The sequence below is a fragment of the Acetobacter pasteurianus subsp. pasteurianus LMG 1262 = NBRC 106471 genome (genome assembly GCF_000285275.1).
Lineage (GTDB): Bacteria > Pseudomonadota > Alphaproteobacteria > Acetobacterales > Acetobacteraceae > Acetobacter > Acetobacter pasteurianus.
Window position 1 is genome coordinate 1 of the sequence record NZ_CADO01000009.1, and the last position, 18,215, is coordinate 18,215.

16 protein-coding genes are annotated in these 18,215 nt (G+C 55.7%); 3 read left to right on the forward strand and 13 right to left on the reverse strand.

Annotated elements, in window-relative coordinates:
* Positions 1-126 precede the first annotated feature (126 nt).
* The 4 genes from APA10_RS03015 to hrcA form a co-directional block, all read right to left on the reverse strand.
* Complete coding sequence (locus APA10_RS03015) at positions 127-876, reverse strand: energy transducer TonB (protein ID WP_080587110.1); 750 nt, start codon at positions 874-876, stop codon at positions 127-129.
* A 342-nt stretch (positions 877-1,218) separates the two neighbouring features.
* Positions 1,219-2,350 (reverse strand): peptide chain release factor 2 gene (gene prfB / locus APA10_RS03020; protein ID WP_124296306.1). Its coding sequence is split into 2 segments (ribosomal slippage): positions 1,219-2,280 and positions 2,282-2,350, totalling 1,131 coding nucleotides; the frame shifts between segments, so codons are not numbered across the junction.
* A 57-nt stretch (positions 2,351-2,407) separates the two neighbouring features.
* Positions 2,408-5,170, reverse strand: coding sequence for a penicillin-binding protein 1A (locus tag APA10_RS03025; RefSeq protein WP_003629409.1), 2,763 nt, complete (start codon positions 5,168-5,170; stop codon positions 2,408-2,410).
* 95 nt (positions 5,171-5,265) lie between these two features.
* Positions 5,266-6,366 carry a heat-inducible transcriptional repressor HrcA gene (hrcA, locus tag APA10_RS03030; RefSeq protein ID WP_012812285.1) on the reverse strand — a complete coding sequence of 367 codons (1,101 nt, stop codon included), beginning with the start codon at positions 6,364-6,366 and terminating at the stop codon, positions 5,266-5,268.
* A gap of 99 nt (positions 6,367-6,465) precedes the next feature.
* Between hrcA and rph the strand changes: the two genes are divergently transcribed.
* Positions 6,466-7,200, forward strand: coding sequence for a ribonuclease PH (rph, locus tag APA10_RS03035; RefSeq protein WP_003624868.1), 735 nt, complete (start codon positions 6,466-6,468; stop codon positions 7,198-7,200).
* Positions 7,197-7,796 carry an RdgB/HAM1 family non-canonical purine NTP pyrophosphatase gene (gene rdgB / locus APA10_RS03040; protein WP_003629410.1) on the forward strand — a complete coding sequence of 200 codons (600 nt, stop codon included), beginning with the start codon at positions 7,197-7,199 and terminating at the stop codon, positions 7,794-7,796. The genes rph and rdgB overlap by 4 nt, the downstream gene beginning before the upstream one ends.
* Positions 7,797-7,814: 18 nt before the next feature.
* Here rdgB and APA10_RS03045 read toward each other — a convergent pair whose 3' ends face one another.
* The 4 genes from APA10_RS03045 to aroA form a co-directional block, all read right to left on the reverse strand.
* Positions 7,815-9,167 carry an L-dopachrome tautomerase-related protein gene (locus APA10_RS03045; RefSeq protein ID WP_174714275.1) on the reverse strand — a complete coding sequence of 451 codons (1,353 nt, stop codon included), beginning with the start codon at positions 9,165-9,167 and terminating at the stop codon, positions 7,815-7,817.
* Between the two features lie 114 nt (positions 9,168-9,281).
* Positions 9,282-11,000, reverse strand: a complete 1,719-nt coding sequence (rpsA, locus tag APA10_RS03055; RefSeq protein WP_003624876.1) for a 30S ribosomal protein S1 — start codon at positions 10,998-11,000, stop codon at positions 9,282-9,284.
* A gap of 284 nt (positions 11,001-11,284) precedes the next feature.
* Entirely contained in the window at positions 11,285-11,938 is a 654-nt protein-coding gene (locus tag APA10_RS03060) for a (d)CMP kinase (RefSeq protein WP_035365795.1), read from the reverse strand.
* Positions 11,935-13,335 (reverse strand): 3-phosphoshikimate 1-carboxyvinyltransferase, encoded by a 1,401-nt coding sequence (gene aroA, locus APA10_RS03065; RefSeq protein ID WP_003629416.1) that lies wholly within the window; start codon positions 13,333-13,335, stop codon positions 11,935-11,937. The genes APA10_RS03060 and aroA overlap by 4 nt, the downstream gene beginning before the upstream one ends.
* A 192-nt stretch (positions 13,336-13,527) precedes the next feature.
* On the opposite strand from aroA, the gene APA10_RS03070 reads away from it, so the two are divergent.
* The gene (locus APA10_RS03070; RefSeq protein ID WP_003629419.1) at positions 13,528-13,863 is read left to right on the forward strand and encodes a TIGR02300 family protein; all 336 of its coding nucleotides are present in this window, start codon (positions 13,528-13,530) and stop codon (positions 13,861-13,863) included.
* A 73-nt stretch (positions 13,864-13,936) separates the two neighbouring features.
* Here APA10_RS03070 and folB read toward each other — a convergent pair whose 3' ends face one another.
* From folB to APA10_RS03095, 5 genes are all read right to left on the reverse strand, one after another.
* On the reverse strand, positions 13,937-14,338 hold the full coding sequence (gene folB / locus APA10_RS03075) for a dihydroneopterin aldolase (RefSeq protein ID WP_003624885.1): 402 nt from the start codon (positions 14,336-14,338) through the stop codon (positions 13,937-13,939).
* Between the two features lie 3 nt (positions 14,339-14,341).
* A complete protein-coding gene (locus tag APA10_RS03080) occupies positions 14,342-15,142 on the reverse strand; it encodes an SDR family oxidoreductase (protein WP_003629420.1) in 801 nt (266 codons plus the stop codon).
* Between the two features lie 20 nt (positions 15,143-15,162).
* The gene (gene recR / locus APA10_RS03085) at positions 15,163-15,759 is read right to left on the reverse strand and encodes a recombination mediator RecR (RefSeq protein ID WP_003624888.1); all 597 of its coding nucleotides are present in this window, start codon (positions 15,757-15,759) and stop codon (positions 15,163-15,165) included.
* A gap of 31 nt (positions 15,760-15,790) precedes the next feature.
* Positions 15,791-16,114, reverse strand: a complete 324-nt coding sequence (locus tag APA10_RS03090) for a YbaB/EbfC family nucleoid-associated protein (RefSeq protein ID WP_003624890.1) — start codon at positions 16,112-16,114, stop codon at positions 15,791-15,793.
* A gap of 99 nt (positions 16,115-16,213) precedes the next feature.
* Positions 16,214-18,211 carry a DNA polymerase III subunit gamma/tau gene (locus tag APA10_RS03095; protein ID WP_035365796.1) on the reverse strand — a complete coding sequence of 666 codons (1,998 nt, stop codon included), beginning with the start codon at positions 18,209-18,211 and terminating at the stop codon, positions 16,214-16,216.
* Between the last annotated feature and the right edge of the window lie 4 nt (positions 18,212-18,215).

Genomic DNA, 18,215 nt, shown 5'->3' on the forward strand with positions numbered 1-18,215 from the left:
AACGGGGCAGTCTGGTCATCTTCCTCATAATCCTCATCATCAGGGCCCGATCCGCTTCCCTGTCATGTGAACAGATCGGGCAATCCGTATTTGTATTACTGGCCAGTATGAAAAACTGACCCCGTTTTAGTCATCCAGCCTGAAGCGGATGACATAGACCTTGTGCAGTTCCTTCACCGGTGCGCCATTACGTGTGGCCGGGCGATAGCGGGCCTTGTGCACGTAATCCAACGCTGACTGAGCAAAGGCCTGACCGCCAGAGACCGACTGCACATGGCAGTTGCTGGTCATGCCAGAAGCTTCCACATCACAAATCAACGTCACACGGCCTTCAATGTTGTCTTCCTCCATTTCTGGCGGATAGACCGGCTGCACATTGTTTAAGGGCGCAGAACCAGCAGACGTATCTGGTGCATCTGTTGTGCCATCTCCTGCAGCGGCTGCACTACTGGGTGCAGATGTTGCTGGAGGCGCAGCAGCCGTTTTGGTCTGTGGGGGCGCCGGGTGTTTGGGCGGCGCCTTGGCCACGTGCTTGATGGGCGGCTTGGGCGGCGGTGGCACCTTGATTTTCGGCGGTGGAATATATGGCGGCGGCGGCACAGCCATAACCGGAGGTGGGGGTGGTGGCGGAGGCGGGGGTGGCGGAGGCGGCGGGGGTGGCAACATAACTGTTTTGATAGGCGGATGTGTAACAGGAACACTTGCCGTGGTTCCCATACCGTACATCAGCCCCAGCACGCCCATAAGATGCAGCGCGACAACCACCAACAGGGCAACAACACTGACAACAGCCCCTACCCGGAACGTATATTTCACCGAGCCCAGCTGTTGCTCGTAGTCATTCATATTTGCACGTCCTCCTTTGTCACCCTGCATCGCGACAGATGCTATTATCTTACCCTTGATACACAGGGCGTTACCGGAGCCTGTTTACCTTGGTATGACAATAACAGATTGCTGTTCTGCCATACAGGTAACCTTTCCCGACTTTCGATTGGGCAATTAGATAGGCTTTCTGTCAAGAATGTTCTGCTAATTTCACATTTTCTTTCATAAAGACAATCTGTTCTGGCGCAGGAACAAAATCGCTCTCATGCTGAGTTTTCTCAGCTTCACCAGTGTTTTTCCTGTTCCCCCTTGGCTCTTTTCCTAACAAAAAAGCAGGCCCAAAATGGAGCCTGCTTTCCTGTATTTTTGTTTCGATTAAGCAATAAACCCTTACTGGGCTGAAGCACTGGCCTCTGATCGCGTTGCTCCTACCCGCATGGCAAGTGCGGCTGCCATAAAAGCATCCAGATCACCATCCAACACCGCATCCGGGTTGCCGGTTTCTACCCCTGTGCGCAAATCCTTTACCATCTGGTAAGGTGCAAGCACGTAAGAGCGGATCTGATGCCCCCAGCCGATATCCGTTTTGGCAGCTTCTGCTGCTGCGGCCTCGGCTTCGCGCTTCTGCAACTCTGCTTCATACAAACGCGCACGCAGCATCTGCATGGCCGTTGCACGGTTGCGGTGCTGGGAACGGTCTGTCTGGCAGGCCACAACAATGCCTGTGGGCATATGCGTGATACGGATAGCGGAATCCGTTTTGTTAACGTGCTGCCCACCAGCACCAGATGCCCTAAAGGTATCTACTTTCAGGTCTGCGTCATTGATCTCGATTTCAATGGAATCATCAATAACGGGATACACCCAAACAGACGCAAAGGATGTCTGGCGGCGTGCTGCGGCATCAAACGGTGAAATACGCACCAGACGATGTACACCTGCTTCTGTTTTCAGCCAGCCATAGGCATTAGGGCCGGAAACGAGAATGGTGGCAGATTTCAGGCCCGCCTGTTCCCCTTCCGAGCTTTCCATCAGTGTAACCTTGTAGCCATGCGCCTCTGCCCAGCGGGTGTACATACGCAGCAGCATTTCTGTCCAATCCTGCGCTTCCGTACCTCCGGCACCTGCATTCACTTCCAGATAGCAGTCATTGCTGTCTGCTTCCCCAGAAAGCAGGCTTTCTGTTTCCCGCCGTTTGGCTTCTTCCGCTAGATCACGCAGGGTGGCCATACCTTCGGCCACCAAATCTGCATCCCCTTCGGCTTCAGCTAGCTCAATCAGTTCACTGGTGTCACGCACGTTGGTTTCAAGCGCTTCCACACCTTCAATCTGATTGGCCAGAAGGGTGCGCTCACGCATCATTTTTTGCGCAGCGTCTGAATCATTCCACAGATCGGGGTCTTCTGCCCGATTATTCAGTTCAGCGAGTCTTTCCTGGGCGACATCCCAGTTAAAGATGCCTCCTCAGCAGTGCCACTGACTGCTTGATCTGGTCGTTAAGGGCTTCAGTCTCGGCAGACATCAGGCCGATTCTCCATATTTTTCTATCATGTCAAAAAAGACAATGTGGTGTTGGCCCTCAATAAAGGCCACCCATACCAATGTCACCCCCGGCTGGTGCAGAAGGCGCCGCAGAACCTGACGAACCACCATTGCCGGAAGGAGCGTGTTCTCCTGATTGGCCGCCTCCAGAACCTTCAGCAGCCATATCACTTTCAGAATCAGGCATGTTTTCAGCACCTGTATCTGCGGCTGTGAGTTCCTGCGGGTTGACGTTGCTTGAAAGGTTTGCGCTCAACCCTGGCACCTGCCCTTCCTTAAAGGCATCTATGGCCACGCCTCTGCCCGTATCATACTGCACGAGTGTAATGCCTGCGGGTGGCACAAAATCCTGCCGTGGATACCCATCCAAGGCGGTTTTCATCACCTTGTTCCACAAGGGGCCAGCAATAGCACCACCAGTTTCGTTTTTACCGAGGGACTGAGGTGTATCAAACCCGATCCACACAACGGTTACGATATCCGGGGTGTATCCAGCAAACCATGCATCATTAAAGTTCTGGCTGGTGCCGGTTTTACCCGCGATAGGCACATCTATGCCCGTTCCAGCCCGCATGCCCGTGCCGCGCCGGATAACATCCTGCAACATGGTGGTAATCTGGAACGCACTTTGGGCAGATGCCACCTGCTGCCGGCTATCATGCAAGGCAGGCAGATCATTTTGTCCCGGCATGACAATAGGCTGCTCTATAGGTGCAGCGGCAGACGCAGCTTTTCCTGCATCCCCAGATTTCTGATCCGATGGTGCATCCGGGAACACAGCATCCGCCGCGGGCTGGTCTGCCGTCTGCCCGCCATTACCTCCCGCATTTAGCTGCGCGGAAGCTGTGGTCAACGCCAGACCCTCCGGCCGCCAGATAACGTGGCCTTCACGGTCCTGCACATCGTCCACCAGTGTTGGCGTTACCTTACGCCCACCTGCCGCGAGCGAGGCATAGGCCCCCGCTTCCTTCAACACTGTGGTTTCCACTGCCCCCAGTGCTGCCGGGAGTACGTGCGGCATGGAATCCACCAACCCAAGGTTGGTTGCCATATCCGCTACGGTTTTCATGCCCAGATGGGCCGCCAAGCGAATGGTAACCAGATTGCGCGATTCACGCAGAGCATCATGCAGAGTGGTGGGGCCCCAAAAATCTTTTTCATAGTTATTGGGGTGCCATGCTCCGTAAGAAACGGGGGAGTCATCAAACTTCTGGGAAGGGGAAATCCCCTGTTCCATGGCATCCAGATAAACAAATGGCTTGAAGGAAGACCCCGGCTGACGCAGCGCCTGTGTTGCGCGATCAAACTGCGAAGCCTGAAAAGACCATCCGCCCACAAGAGCCAGAACCCGACCCGTGCGTGCATTCATGGTTACAATAGCGCCTTCCACCACAGGCACCTGCATAAGGGCAACATGGCCCCCTTCGGCCTGCGGTTGCACCATCACCACATCGCCGACGCGCAATGGCTTAAAGCGTCGTGCCCATGCCATATCCTTGGCCTGCACCACACCTGTACGGGGCTCGCCTCCGCTTTGGGATGCGTTGTTCCGCCGCACAACGCTGCCTTCAAGCCAGCCCACCTGCCCCTTTGCATCCAGCACAACAGCCAAACGCCATTGGTCAAGCATACCCGCAGGCACAGGAACGCCCTGTAAGCCCTTTACCCATTCTGCTGTGGAGGTGGATGACCCGATATCGGAGAGATGATGCACCGGCCCACGCCAGCCACGATGTGCGCGATCATACGCCATCAGACCCTGGCGCAGAATATCCTGTGCATTGCGCTGAAGCAGCAGATCCAAACTGGTATGAACATCCAGCCCGCCCTGCATGGTCACGTCTTGGCCGTAACGCTCCATCAGCTCGCGACGCACTTCTTCTGCAAACCATTCGGCCCCCGGTGCTGGGCCGGGGCGCGTGAAGCTGCGGGTAGTCAGCGGCTGGGCTTCTGCTACGCGCGCGGCATCATGCGTAATAGCCCCAATATCGGCCATACGCTCCAACACCCAGTTTCGGCGCCCTCTGGCTGCATCAGGGAAGCGTACGGGGTTATAATTGGTGGGAGATTTAGGCAGCGCCGCCAAAAACGCGGCTTCTGCATCATCCAGCTGATCAAGCGGCTTGTTGAAATAGGTCTGAGATGCTGCGGCAATACCATATGCGCCACTGCCCAGATAAATTTCGTTCAGATAGATTTCCAGAATCTTGTCTTTGGGCAGAACCTGCTCCACCCGCATGGCCAAAAAGGCTTCCTTAGCCTTACGCCGGAAAGACACCGCGTTGCTGCCCAGCAGCATGATACGCGCCACCTGCTGCGTGATGGTGGACGCCCCAATAGGCCGCTTGCCTTTGCCGCGCGTTAAATCCGTAAGGCCAGCGCGCGCAATGGCAACGGGGTCCACCCCTTTATGCGTCCAGAACTTCTGGTCTTCTGCCGCAACAAAGGCATTTTTAACCTTATCGGGCACAGCACTGATGGGCACAAAAATACGCCGCTCATTCGCCAGTTCGGCAATAAGCTGATCATCTCCAGCATAAAGGCGGCTCATGACTGGCGGCTGGTAGGAGCGCAAGCCCTCTACCGTAGGCAGATCCGCCACAATCCCTTCGTATTGGGACCACAACAGAACTACAGCACCCGTGGTGCCAACCAACGCCAACGCAGCCGTTGCACCAAGCACCTTCCGCCATTGGCGAAAACGCGAGCGGCGCAGATCGGGCCTGCGATTTTGCGGAGACCTGCCCTGAGAATGGCTGGAAGATGAACCCGGATCACCAGAAGACGGAGCGCTTGTCATACAGGCCCTTTACCATTCTCACACATAATCGTCTGCCCTGTTTGCGCATTGTAATAAAAATCATGGCCGAATTCCGACCACATCTACAAACAGTGCTAACCCAACATGTCACCCAGCAGGCGGGCTGTATAATCCACCACCGGTACAATACGCCCGTAATTGATACGGGTGGGGCCAATAACGCCAATAGCCCCTACTATCCGGTTCGCCTCATTACGGGCCGGTGCCATAACAACAGACATACCCGTGGCCCCAAACAATCCGCTTTCTGCACCGATAAAAATGCGCACGCCTTCTGAGTTTTCCACCAACTCCAGCAAACGCAACATGGTTTCCTGCGCTTCCAGGCGGTCAAACAGCGTTTGAATGGCCAGTAACCTGTCCTGCCCATCTACATCAGCCAATAAACGGGATTGCCCGCGCACAATCAGGGTACCCCCCAATCCGTCTCCGCCACCATCCCAAATGGCAAGGCCACTTTCCACCACTTCCGCCGTGAGACCATTCAGAATACTTCGGTCTTCCGTCATTTCAGAACTCACGCGCGTGCGTAAATCTGGCAAAGAAGCCCCCATGGCCCGTGCGTTCAGATAGTTTGCCGCCTCCACCAAAGCAGAAGGCGGCATGCCCGGCGGTGTTTCAATAACACGGTTTTCAACATGCCCGTCTGCGCCCACCAGAATAACCAGTGCGCGATTGCTGCCTAACGCCACAAACTCAATATGTTTGATGCCACCATCCCCTTTGGGGGCTACAACCAGCCCGGCCGCATCGGACATACCCGCCAAAAGTGAAGATGCCTCTGTAAGCGTATCTTGCAGTGAGCGCCCTTTGGCCTCCAGCGATTGACCGATGACCCGCTGGTCTTCTTCCGAGAGCGCGCCAAACTGCAACAGGCCATCTACAAACAGCCGCAACCCTTTTTCTGTAGGCAACCGCCCAGCAGATGTATGGGGAGAAAACAGCAAACCTGCTTCTGTAAGGGATGCCATGATATTGCGTATTGTGGCCGGAGAAAGCGGCAGCCCAAGCCTGTGAGACACAGTGCGGGAGCCAACAGGTTCCCCACTCGCTACATATTCTTCCACCACTTCACGCAGAATAGCCGCAGACCGCGCATTCAGCCCCGGAGGCAGAGCAGCTTTTACTGGCAGCAAACCACGCTTCATGACACAAGGGCTCCTTCGCATATCCATAAATCCCGGATAGCCTTTATATACCCTATTCGTGCAGTTTTACTGCCGACAAAAGCGCACCATACGCGCCAGACATCTTATTTTACCAAGGAGCTCTCCATGCGCCCTTCAGGCCGCCAGCCAGACCAGATGCGCCCCATTACCATTGAAACAGGCTTTGCCCACCACGCTGAAGGCTCTGCCCTTATTCGCGTTGGTGGTACGGAAGTACTGTGCACTGCCAGCATAGAAAACCGCGTGCCGCCTTTTTTGCGTGGTAAAGGTACAGGCTGGGTTACTGCAGAATACGGCATGCTGCCCCGCGCCACCCACACACGCGGCAACCGTGAAGCTGCAAAGGGCAAGCAATCTGGCCGCACGCAGGAAATCCAGCGCCTTATTGGCCGTTCCCTCCGCGCCGTCACAGATCTGGACGCTCTGGGTGAAATGAGCATTACGCTGGATTGTGACGTGCTGAATGCTGATGGCGGCACGCGCTGCGCTTCCATTACGGGCGCATGGGTGGCGTTGCGTCTGGCACTTGGCAAACTGGTTGCCACCAATGTGCTGCCACGGCTGCCGCTGCGTGGGCAGGTTGCTGCTGTTTCCTGCGGGCTGACAACTGAAGGCGCTGTGCTGGATCTGGATTACGTAGAAGATAGCTCTGCTTCTGCCGACACCAACTTTGTGCTGACAGCAGACCGTCGCATTGTGGAAATTCAGGGCACTGCAGAAAGCGCACCGTTTACGGAAGATGCGTTTGACAACCTGTTCGCACTGGCACGCAAGGGTGTAACCGAGCTGTTTGAAGCCCAGATGGCTGCCGTGGAAGCTGCGGAAAAAAAGCGCGCATGAACTCCATAAAACTGGAACGTGGCAGCACCCTTGTGCTTGCCACGCACAATGCTGGCAAGCTGGCAGAATTTGCCACGCTACTGGCTGATTTTGGCATCAAGGTTGTTTCTGCTGGTGAGCTAAACCTGCCAGAGCCAGAAGAAACGGCCACCACCTTTGCAGGCAATGCCGCCATTAAGGCATTAGCTGCCGCCAAAGCCGCCAACCTGCCCGCACTGGCCGATGATTCTGGGCTATGCGTGGCCGCACTGGATGGCGCACCCGGCATTTATTCTGCGCGCTGGGCTGACCCGAACAAAGATTTTGCCGGTGCCATGGCGCGTATTGAAAAAGAAATTGGGCAAGGCGAACGCAACGCATGGTTTATTTGCGTACTGTGTCTGGCTTTGCCTGATGGCCGCACGGAAAGCTTTGAAGGCCGCATAGATGGGCAGATTGTCTGGCCCCCTCGTGGCACGCAGGGGCACGGATATGATCCGATTTTTGCCCCTGAAGGCGAAACCCGCACATTTGCTGAAATGGCTGATGCGGAAAAAAATGCCATCAGCCACCGCGCCCGTGCCTTTGACACCTTTAAAAGCGCGTGCCTGAGCTAACGCCTAACTACCTACAAACTAGCCACCTGCCGGTTCTGCGGAGCTGACAGGTGGCCCCTGAATGGGGAAGCGAATCAGCAAATAGGGTGGTTGGCGTTCATCTTTACCATCATGAAAACCAGCGAGCCTGTTCCACTGCCCCAACGTGCAATACACATGGGTTTGCGTGCAAAAAATACCGTCTGGTGAAAGAATCCGCGGGTCATGCACCATGAGTTCCATGGAACCATCTGTATTGCGGCGGAAAATGGCATCATGCTCAAAATTGGTGGTGTAAATGCGCCCTTGAGCATCTGTTGCCAGACCATCCGCCACACCTTTTTCCCCCTCATCCTTTACGGCAGCCGCCAACGCACTTTCTGTTGCAGACATATCTGACAGCAAAGCTGTGGGCAGGCTGTACAAGCGGCGACTGGTAAGAGGTGAATAAAAAACGCGGCTGGAATCTGGGCTTAAGGTAATGCCGTCCACCCCGCCGGTAACAAATTTGGGTTTTTGCGCGGGATCATATTTAAGCGGTATCCCTTCCACCACGGCCATAAAACCTGCTTCTGGTTGTATGGAGGGATGTTTCCCCAACACACGCCGTTGCTGACCTGTGGCGATATCTACCACCACCAAAGCCGGACTGTGGCCGAAGGAGCTATCGGTCACATACACGGTTCCTTCCGCCCCATGTGTAAGGTCCACCCGCAAATCATTCATATGGCTGTCAGGCAACAAAGCTGGAGCTTTTAGAACAATAGAACGCACCAACTTATTGGCAGCAGGATCAAAGCAGACAATTTTTGCGGCACCCGGCTGCAAAGGTAATCCGGCCAATTTGCCATCATCAATCGCCCAGATAAAACCGCGCGTGTCCTGTGTCATACCGTGAATGGAAAGGAGGCGGTCTGCCGGAGGGGCATTTGATGGCATGCTCAACGCGGCACTTGGCCAAGGGACAAGATGGCCATTCACCAACTCCGCCAGCGTAGCCCCTTTATGGTTAATGGCATGCCGCGGAAAGCCTACAAAAACACGGCCATTATCCGTCACCACAATGCCCGATGGCCCCGGTCCATAAAACTCTGCCACAATCTCGAATGATCCGGCAGATTCGTACCCCTGATCTCCATGCACCCCGGTTTGCACAATAGCGCTTGGTGCAGCACGTACAGATTTGGTGAGCACCAGACCTAAGCTCGCACCACCAGCCACAAGCAGATGCCGACGCGCCAACTTTGGTCTGATTGCAGGGCTAAGTGGTTTCTGATTCAGCATTATGTTCCGGCGCACCATTCCGTTGTGTCTCCAGTTCTTTGGTGAATCTGAAACACAGTGTGCCACAGATTGGCAGGTATCCGGGCGTTTTCTGCCCAGCCCTTCCATCACAACACAGCGCAACACAAAAAAAATGGCGCCGGAAACCGACGCCATTTTCTTAAAACGTAATGCTCAAAAAACATAAAGGAGCAGTCAGACCGCTCCTTTATGGCTGAACAATTAGTCTTCGCCGTCTGTGTTACGACGACGGATAGCTGCACCCAGGATATCACCCAGGGAAGCGCCGCTATCAGCAGAGCCGTATTCGTTGATGGCCTGCTTGTCTTCTTCCACTTCACGGCCCTTGATGGTCAGAGCCAGCTTGCGGGCTGCACGATCAACAGAGATGATCTTCGCATCCACGCGTTCGCCAACTGCAAAGCGTTCCGGACGCTGTTCTGCCTTATCACGGGCCAGTTCAGCGCGACGGATGAAGCCGGTCAGAACATCATCAACCTTCACTTCGATACCGTTCGTCTGAACAGCGGTCACGGTGCAGGTTACGATGGAGCCCTTCTGAACGCTGGCAAGCGCATCGGCTGCCGGATCTTCCTGAAGCTGCTTGATGCCCAGAGAGATACGTTCTTTTTCCACATCCACATCCAGAACCTTGGCTTTGACAACCTGGCCCTTTTCGTAGTGCTTCATGGCTTCTTCGCCCGGTTCGTCCCAAGACAGGTCGGACATGTGAACCATGCCGTCGATGTCTGCAGACAGACCGATGAACAGGCCGAACTCGGTGATGTTGCGGATTTCGCCTTCTACGGTGGAGCCAACTTTGTGCTCTTCCGCAAACTGCTCCCACGGGTTGCGCTGAACCTGCTTGAGGCCCAGAGAAATGCGGCGCTTGGCGCTGTCCACATCCAGAACCATCACGTCCACTTCCTGAGAAGTTGCGACGATCTTGCCCGGATGGACGTTCTTTTTCGTCCAGGACATTTCGGACACGTGCACCAGACCTTCAACGCCCGGTTCCAGCTCAACAAATGCGCCGTAATCGGTGATGTTGGTCACACGGCCCGTGAAGCGTGCACCCGGCGGGTACTTCAGGGCAACATTTTCCCACGGATCAGCTTCAAGCTGCTTCATGCCAAGGGAGATACGCTGTGTTTCCGGGTTGAAGCGGATAACCTGCACGCGCACCGGCTGGCCGATCTGCAGAGCTTCGGACGGATGGTTGATGCGCTTCCATGCAATGTCGGTCACATGCAGCAGGCCGTCAACGCCGCCCAGATCAACGAACGCACCGTAATCGGTGATGTTCTTGACCACGCCATCCAGAATCATGCCTTCCGTCAGGCCCTGGATCAGTTCGCTGCGCTGTTCAGCACGCGTTTCTTCCAGAACGGCACGGCGGGACACAACAATATTGCCACGAGCGCGATCCATTTTCAGAATCTGGAACGGCTGAGGCACACCCATCAGCGGGCTGACATCACGCACGGGGCGGATATCTACCTGGCTGCCGGGCAGGAACGCCATGGCGCCACCCAGATCAACCGTGAAGCCACCCTTCACACGGCCATAAATAGTGCCGTTGACGCGGTGATTGGCTTCGAAAGCCTTTTCCAGGCTTGTCCAAGCTTCTTCACGACGTGCTTTTTCACGGGAAAGGACAATGCTGCCATCGCGATCTTCATATCGTTCAACATACAGTTCAACGATATCGCCAGGCTTAACTTCCGGCTTTACACCCTGAGGTGCAAATTCACGCAGAGCAACGCGGCCTTCGCTTTTCAGGCCGACATCAACAATAGCGTAATCATCGGTCAGACGAACAACGCGGCCACGAACAACGGAGCCATCAAAGCCCGTATCACGGCCAAGGGTTTCGTCCAGAAGGGAGGCAAAATCTTCACCGCGGAAGTGATCCGCAGTTTGGGTTGTGGCTGAAGCCATGTGTAACTGTTAACCTTGGGCCTGCCTGCAATGGGCAAGCAAGCTATTCCTGCGCCCCGCATCATGCGGCACGGCTTACCTGGCATGTCTATAGGGGCCATCCCCTGTAGCCTTTTTGCCAAGCCTCAAATCAAAATAAAAACAAACCTGCAAGGTACGCAGTGTTTGATCATGCACAGACACTGTGTACAGGCCGCTTGTCAATACAAACCACCTGTGCACAGCCTGAAAACTGCCAGAAAAACGGCATTACGTTACCAGTCTAACACAATTCCGCAGAATTTTTATTCTGAGATTCCAGCGAGTCGTTCTCTTACAATCTGCAATGCTTTTGCCAAAACGGCATCTGCTTCAAGCGCATCTGTTTCGATCACATATGCGTCATCCGCTACAAGCATGGGGGCGGATGCACGCCCGGCATCTGCCTCATCCCGCGCACGGAGGGAATCTTCCAGTCCTGCTATACGCGTTGGGGCATCAGGAGCATTCCGGTCACCACCAAGTTGCAAAAAGCGGCGTAAAGCCCGTGTGCTGGGGGATGCTGTAATAAACAACTTTACGTCTGCATCCGGAAAAATGGCAGTACCAATATCGCGCCCATCCAGCACGGCCCCTTTTGCCTGCGCAAACCGGCGCTGTGTTTCCACCAAAGCCGCGCGCACTTCTGGCTGTGCCGCCACTTTACTGGCAGCCTGCGCCACTAGGGGTGTGCGTAAATCTGGTCTTTCCAAATCGGCTGGCAACAACTGTGAGGCAAATTCCTGCGCGGGAGAAGCCGGATCCTGCCCCGCATCCAAGGCCAAGCGCCCAACTGCACGGTAGAGCAAACCTGTATCCAGATACGGCAGATGCAAAGCTTCTGCCAACCTGCGCGCCAATGTGCCTTTACCTGCGGCGGCAGGGCCATCCACTGCGATAACTGGGCCGCCTCGTGTCATGCTACAAACCCCGCGCCAATGCTGTTCATCAGATCTAGATACTGTGGAAAGCTGGTTTCGATAAAAGAGGTATCATCAATTTCCACAGGCTTTTCAGCCACAAGCCCCATAACAGAAGCGCTCATGGCCAGACGGTGATCCATGTGGGTTTCAACCTTCCCGCCGCCGGGGATATGACCAGCCGTGCCGTACACAACCATGTCGTTTCCTTCCACAGCGGTGCGGACACCATTGTTTTCCAGCAGCGCTACGGTTGCGGCCAACCGATCGCTCTCTTTCACCCGCAGTTCTTCAACTCCGCAAAAGCGCGAAACGCCTGATGCATAAGCCGCGGCAACGGCCAGCACCGGATATTCATCAATCATGGAAGGTGCACGTTCTGGTGGCACTTCCACACCTTTGAGGGCGGAGGCACGCACACGCAAATCCCCTACGGGTTCTCCGCCTTCTGTGCGTGCATTCAAAATTTCAAGCTGGGCGCCCATTTCCTGCAATGTGGTAAACAATCCGGTACGCAATGGATTGAGCCCCACCCCAAAAATGGTGATGTCCGACCCAGCCACCAGCAGCGCCGCAACAAGCGGAAAAGCAGCGGATGAGGGATCACCCGGCACGGCAACATCACGCGCCACAAGGTTGGGCCGCCCCTGCAAACGAATAATCCGGCCACCATCAGGCGTTTTTTCTACGGAAACGTCTGCCCCAAAATGGCGCAGCATGTTTTCAGTATGGTCACGCGTGGCAACTGGCTCTTCTACGCGTGTTTCACCTACCGCATTCAACCCGGCCAGCAATACGGCAGACTTAACCTGCGCAGAAGCAACGGGAAGGCGATAATCCAGCGGCTTGGGGTCTGCCAGACCACGAATGGCCATGGGTAAACGGCCGCCCTCACGCGCAAGGAATGTGGCACCTGTTCCGGCCAGCGGGTCCATAACGCGCTTCATGGGCCTGCGGCGAAGGCTGGCATCCCCTGTCATTACGGATGTCATGCCGTGGCTGGCCAAAATGCCGGAAAGCAAGCGGGCGGCCGTGCCAGAATTGCCCATATCCAGCACGTTATCGGGCTCTTTCAACTGGCCAACACCTGGCCCGCTTACACGCCACTGGCCCGGCCCTTCCTGCACGGCATCTGCCCCCAAAGCACGCATGGCTGCGGCCGTGCACAACACATCCTCACCTTCCAACAGGCCAGAAATATGCGTGGTTCCCTTGGCAAGGGATGCAAACATGAGGGCACGATGGCTGATAGACTTATCTCCCGGCACCCGGATGGAGCCGGAAAGAGGAGCTTGAGCGCGAGAAACCCGTAACGGGCGGGTGGAAGATGTGGTCTGCTGTGTCATACCTTGTTCATTCCGGCGTGTGGGGCGGCAAGTCAATCCGCCAGAAACCATAAAAACTGCTTTCTGCTGCCAGAAAATGCATTTGTTCTGCAAGTCGGGTTTGACAGGACACAAAACACAATGGCATTTGGCGTCGCCTTATAGTCTGGTTCGATTCCACCTCGCGTTGCGGGAAGGTATCGGCCTTCTTTCCGGGGCATCTGTGCCCCCCAATCTGACTGCTCAGGATCGACAGGTAGCAAGATGTCTCAGCCCGATCTCGGCACCAAACGCGTCTGCGTCTCCTGCGGTGCCCATTTTTATGATCTAAACCGCACTCCTGCCGTATGCCCCAAATGTGGCACGGAACAGCCCCCACTGGTGCCCCGTTTGCGCCGGAATTCTGATACCCTGTCCAACACCCCGGCAACAGCGGCCCCCGCCAAGAAACCCAGTGAAGATGATATCGATCTGGATACAGATGCGGATACAGATGCCGATGACGTGCTGGAAGATACCGCCGATCTGGATGACGATGATGATGATGACATCAGCTCCGATATTGATGTCAACACCGATTCGGACGAACACGATTCCTGATCTGCTGCCATAAACACGGCAAAGAAAAAGCCCGCCTTTTGGCGGGCTTTTTTATGAAGATCTCATCAAATTTTTACGCAGGTGTTGAACGTCTTTCTATTTCCACGCCAACGGCTTCGATTTCTTCAAAAACATCCAGCTTTTCAATCCGTACCCGCACCACCTTCACACGGTTATCTGCCAGCACACCGGCCGCAATACGTTCTGCCAGCGTTTCTACCAGCCTGACATGCCCCTCCGCCACAATCTGACGCACCAGCACGACCACCTGCTCGTAGGAAACTGTGCGGCTTAGATCATCCGCACCGATTTCCAGATCTGTGCGATCATCCACCCCGAATGAAACGGATACACGAATACGCTGCGATACCCCCTGTTCGTGCGGAAAAACACCGATATTGGCATCCAGAATCATGTTGCGGATAAACAGGCGGCGCAAAGGCGGCTGATCCGCCCATGGAGCAAAAACAGCCATTTTCTATTCTTCCAATACAGCACCGGCAGACAACGCCGGAGACCATTGTAAATGCTGCCCACCATCCAGCGCCAGCATCTGCCCTGTTACAGAGGGTAAAGCCAACAGCGCCAGTGCGGCGCGCGCAACTTCTTGCGGCGATGTGCCATGCCCCAAAGGCACAGAGGCACATTGCCGGGCAAACTGTTCTTCTGTCTGCCGCGTACTTGGCAGTGCTGGCCCGGGGCCTATGGCATTCACACGTATGCCCTTAGGGGCCAGAGCCAGCGCCATTGTTTGTGTTAACGTCCACAAAGCGCTTTTAGACACCGTATAGCTGACAAAATGCGGCGTAAGAGACCACACGCGCTCATCCAGCATATTCAATATCATGCCTTGCGCCGTTTCTGGCAGCGCCTTGGCAAAATGCTGCATCAGCACAAATGGGGCACGCAGGTTGGGTTTTAGGTGCGCCATCCAGCTTTCACGCGTGGCATTGTGCCATTCATCCCGCTCGAACGTAGAGGCATTGTTGACCAGCACACCTAGCGGCCCACCCAAGGCAACTGACGCCTGTTCGACCAGAGGTTCCACCCCTTCCTCGCGCGCCAAATCTGCTTGCAACAGGCAGCTTTTCTGCCCACACGCGTTAATAGCGGCTGCCGTTTCCTGCGCATCTTCCTGGCCTGAGCGATAGTGAATTGCCACATCAAAGCCAGCCTGTGCCAGCCCCAAAGCTATGGCACGCCCAAGCCGCGCCCCTCCGCCCGTTACCAACGCACGACGGGGAATGGCCGCAGAAATGGGAAAACCATCCAGTGGCATCGTATCAGCCTCCTTTATCGTCATGCAGGGCGCCGTGCGCCCAGTGCTGCGGCCAGAGTGCCATCATCCAGCACATCCAGCGCCCCACCCATGGGCACGCCTTGCGCAACACGGCTGACGGTTACACCACCATAAGGCGCAAGCTGATCCATAAGCCAATGCATGGTGGTGGCCCCTTCTACCGTTGCGCCTAATGCCAGAATAATTTCGCGCACTGTGCCTTTGTTCAGCTTTTCAAACAGCGGGGCTACGTCCAGATCTTCCGGCCCAATACCCGCCAACGGAGAGAGTGTGCCGCCTAAAACCTGATACACACCCCGGTGCACACCAGCACGCTCCAGCGCCCACAGATCACCCACCGTTTCCACAACACAGATCAAACCCTGATCTCGCAAAGGATCAGAGCAGATATGGCATGGATCTATCGTATCCAGATTACCGCAGGATGAGCAGGTTTTTATGGCATTGCCTGCCCGCTCCATTGCGTGCGCCAGAGGCGCAAGCCGGGTTTGCGGTTCTTTCAGCAAATACAGCGCAACCCTGCGCGCAGAACGCGGGCCAAACCCCGGCAACCGGCCCAAAAGCCGGATAAGCTGCTCTATTTCCTGCCCACCCATACCGGACAATTCTGTTACTCGCTCCGCTGTATCAGAACGGCAGTTTCATGCCGGGCGGCAGGTTGAGGCCACCGGTCACTTTCTGCATTTCTTCTGCGGCTTTTTCATCCAGCTTTTTGCGGGCATCTGCACAGGCAGCCACGATCAGATCCTGCAGCATTTCCATTTCTTCCGGATCTGCCAGTTTGGGATCAATTTTAATGGAGCGCATGTCCCCTTTACCACTCAGCACAACCTGCACCATGCCTGCGCCAGCTGAACCTTCAATGTTCATGGCTTCCAGCGTGCTCTGCATTGCTTCCATTTTGGACTGCATCTGCGTGGCCTGCTTCATCAATGAGGCAAGATTTTTCATCAACTATCCCTTTATTCTCAAACTGCCCTGTTGCTGGCAGCCTGTTGCTATATGTCACACCACACAGCCTGAGGGGCGTGCATTACCTGCTCACCGGAGTCAGTCTGGAGACATGCCCGGATCATAGGGCCGTTCATCATCATCCAGAAACTCTGCATCCAGCGGTGCAAAAAGCAGCTCGGGCACAGGTTCTTCTGGCGGTAGGCCGTAATCATCCAAACCGTGATCACGCACTTCGCCCAATTCCGCATCCGGGAAAAACTTGAGAATGGCTTTTACCAGCGGATGCGCTTCAGCTTCCTTACGCCGAAACTGGATGATCTCAGCGCCTTGCGCATCCAGCGTAGGCTCGCCTTCTTCTTCCGAAAGGCCGACCCGCCAAGACATACCCGTGGCGCGGTCCAACACTTTGCGAAGCTCTTGCGCGGCACCAGCGGGCACGTGCTGCTCAAACCGCAACACAATATGCCCGGGCGCAAAGGACACCAGATGCGCTGCATGCCGAAGCTGCCCATGCAGAATGGCTTCTTTCTGATCCTTCACCAAAGCCACGGCTTCTCGCCATGTGCGCGGATGAGGTAGAGCTTGCGGCTCAACAGATGGCATAGGCACCGGGGCCGCTACTGGCACGGCAGCAGAAACACTTTGCCCACCACTAACCATACGCAACGGCGGTGGCTGATGCCCTGCAGAAACAGATGAGGCTAGCACAGCAGAAGTTGTCCCAGCAGAAGGCGCTCCAGAACTTGCACCCACACTTGGCGCAGTTCCTCCCTGCCCTGCAGAACCTTCCGCCCCAGAAAGACGTTTTATTAAATCTTCTGGAGATGGCATATCCGCCACGTAGCATAGGCGAATAAGCACCATATCTGCGGCAGCACGTCTATCAGATGCAGCTTCTACTTCCTGCATCCCCTTTACCAGCATCTGCCACGCCCGCATAAGCACCGGCACTGTAAAGGTATCCGCCATATGCGTGCCGCGCACACGCTCGGCTTCCGGCATATCTGCCGAATCGCGCAGGCTGGGCACAGCGCGCAAGCGGGAAACCGTGTGCACCAGTTCCAGCATATCCCCCAACACAAGGCCGGGATCTGCGCCACGTGCGTATGCTGCATCCAGCAGCGCCAAAGCCTGCTCTGGCTTACCAGTCAGCACGGCTTCCAGCAGATCGAACACCACTTCCCGATCCGCCAAACCCAGCATGTCACTGATAACCGTGGCGCCAATAACGCCATCTGCATCAGTCTGCCCCGTGCCCTGCGCTATGGCCTGATCCAACAAGGAAAGCCCATCACGCACCGAGCCATCAGCCGCCCGCGCCACCAGTGCCAGTGCATCTGATGACAGGCGCACATGTTCTTTTTCTGCAATGCAGGAAAACAGCCCCACCAGTTCAGATTGCGGAACACGACGCAAATCAAACCGCTGGCAGCGTGAAAGCACCGTTACCGGCACTTTCCGCAGTTCTGTGGTGGCAAAAATAAACGTAACTTGTGCTGGCGGCTCTTCCAGCGTTTTGAGCAGCGCATTGAAGGCATTGCGAGAAAGCATATGCACTTCGTCAATAATAAAAACCTTCATGCGCCCCTGCATGGGGCGGAAACGCGTGGCCTCTATTATCTCGCGCACATCATCCACGCCCGTGCGGGAGGCAGCATCCATTTCCAGCACGTCCGGGTGCCGGTCATTCAGGATGGCTACGCAGTTTGCACACACACCGCATGGATCTGCCGTTGGGCCACCTTTGCCATCTGGCCCAATACAGTTAAGGGCACGCGCAATAATACGGGCCGTCGTGGTTTTGCCCACACCACGCACACCTGTAAGCATAAACGCATGCGCCACCCGCCCCAGTGCAAACGCATTACGCAGCGTGCGCACCATTGCTTCCTGGCCAATCAGGTCATCAAATGTGGTAGGGCGATATTTACGGGCCAGCACCCTGTATGGCGATGCGGCCTGATCCTGCTGCGTTGCGGGGAGCTGTTCTGGTGCCTGTTGGGCTGGCTCATCACCAAACAGACCGGGGCCTTCCATTTCAGGATTAGGGAGTCCCTCATCCTGAGGAAGCTGCGCGTCTGTGTTGTCGCTCATGCCT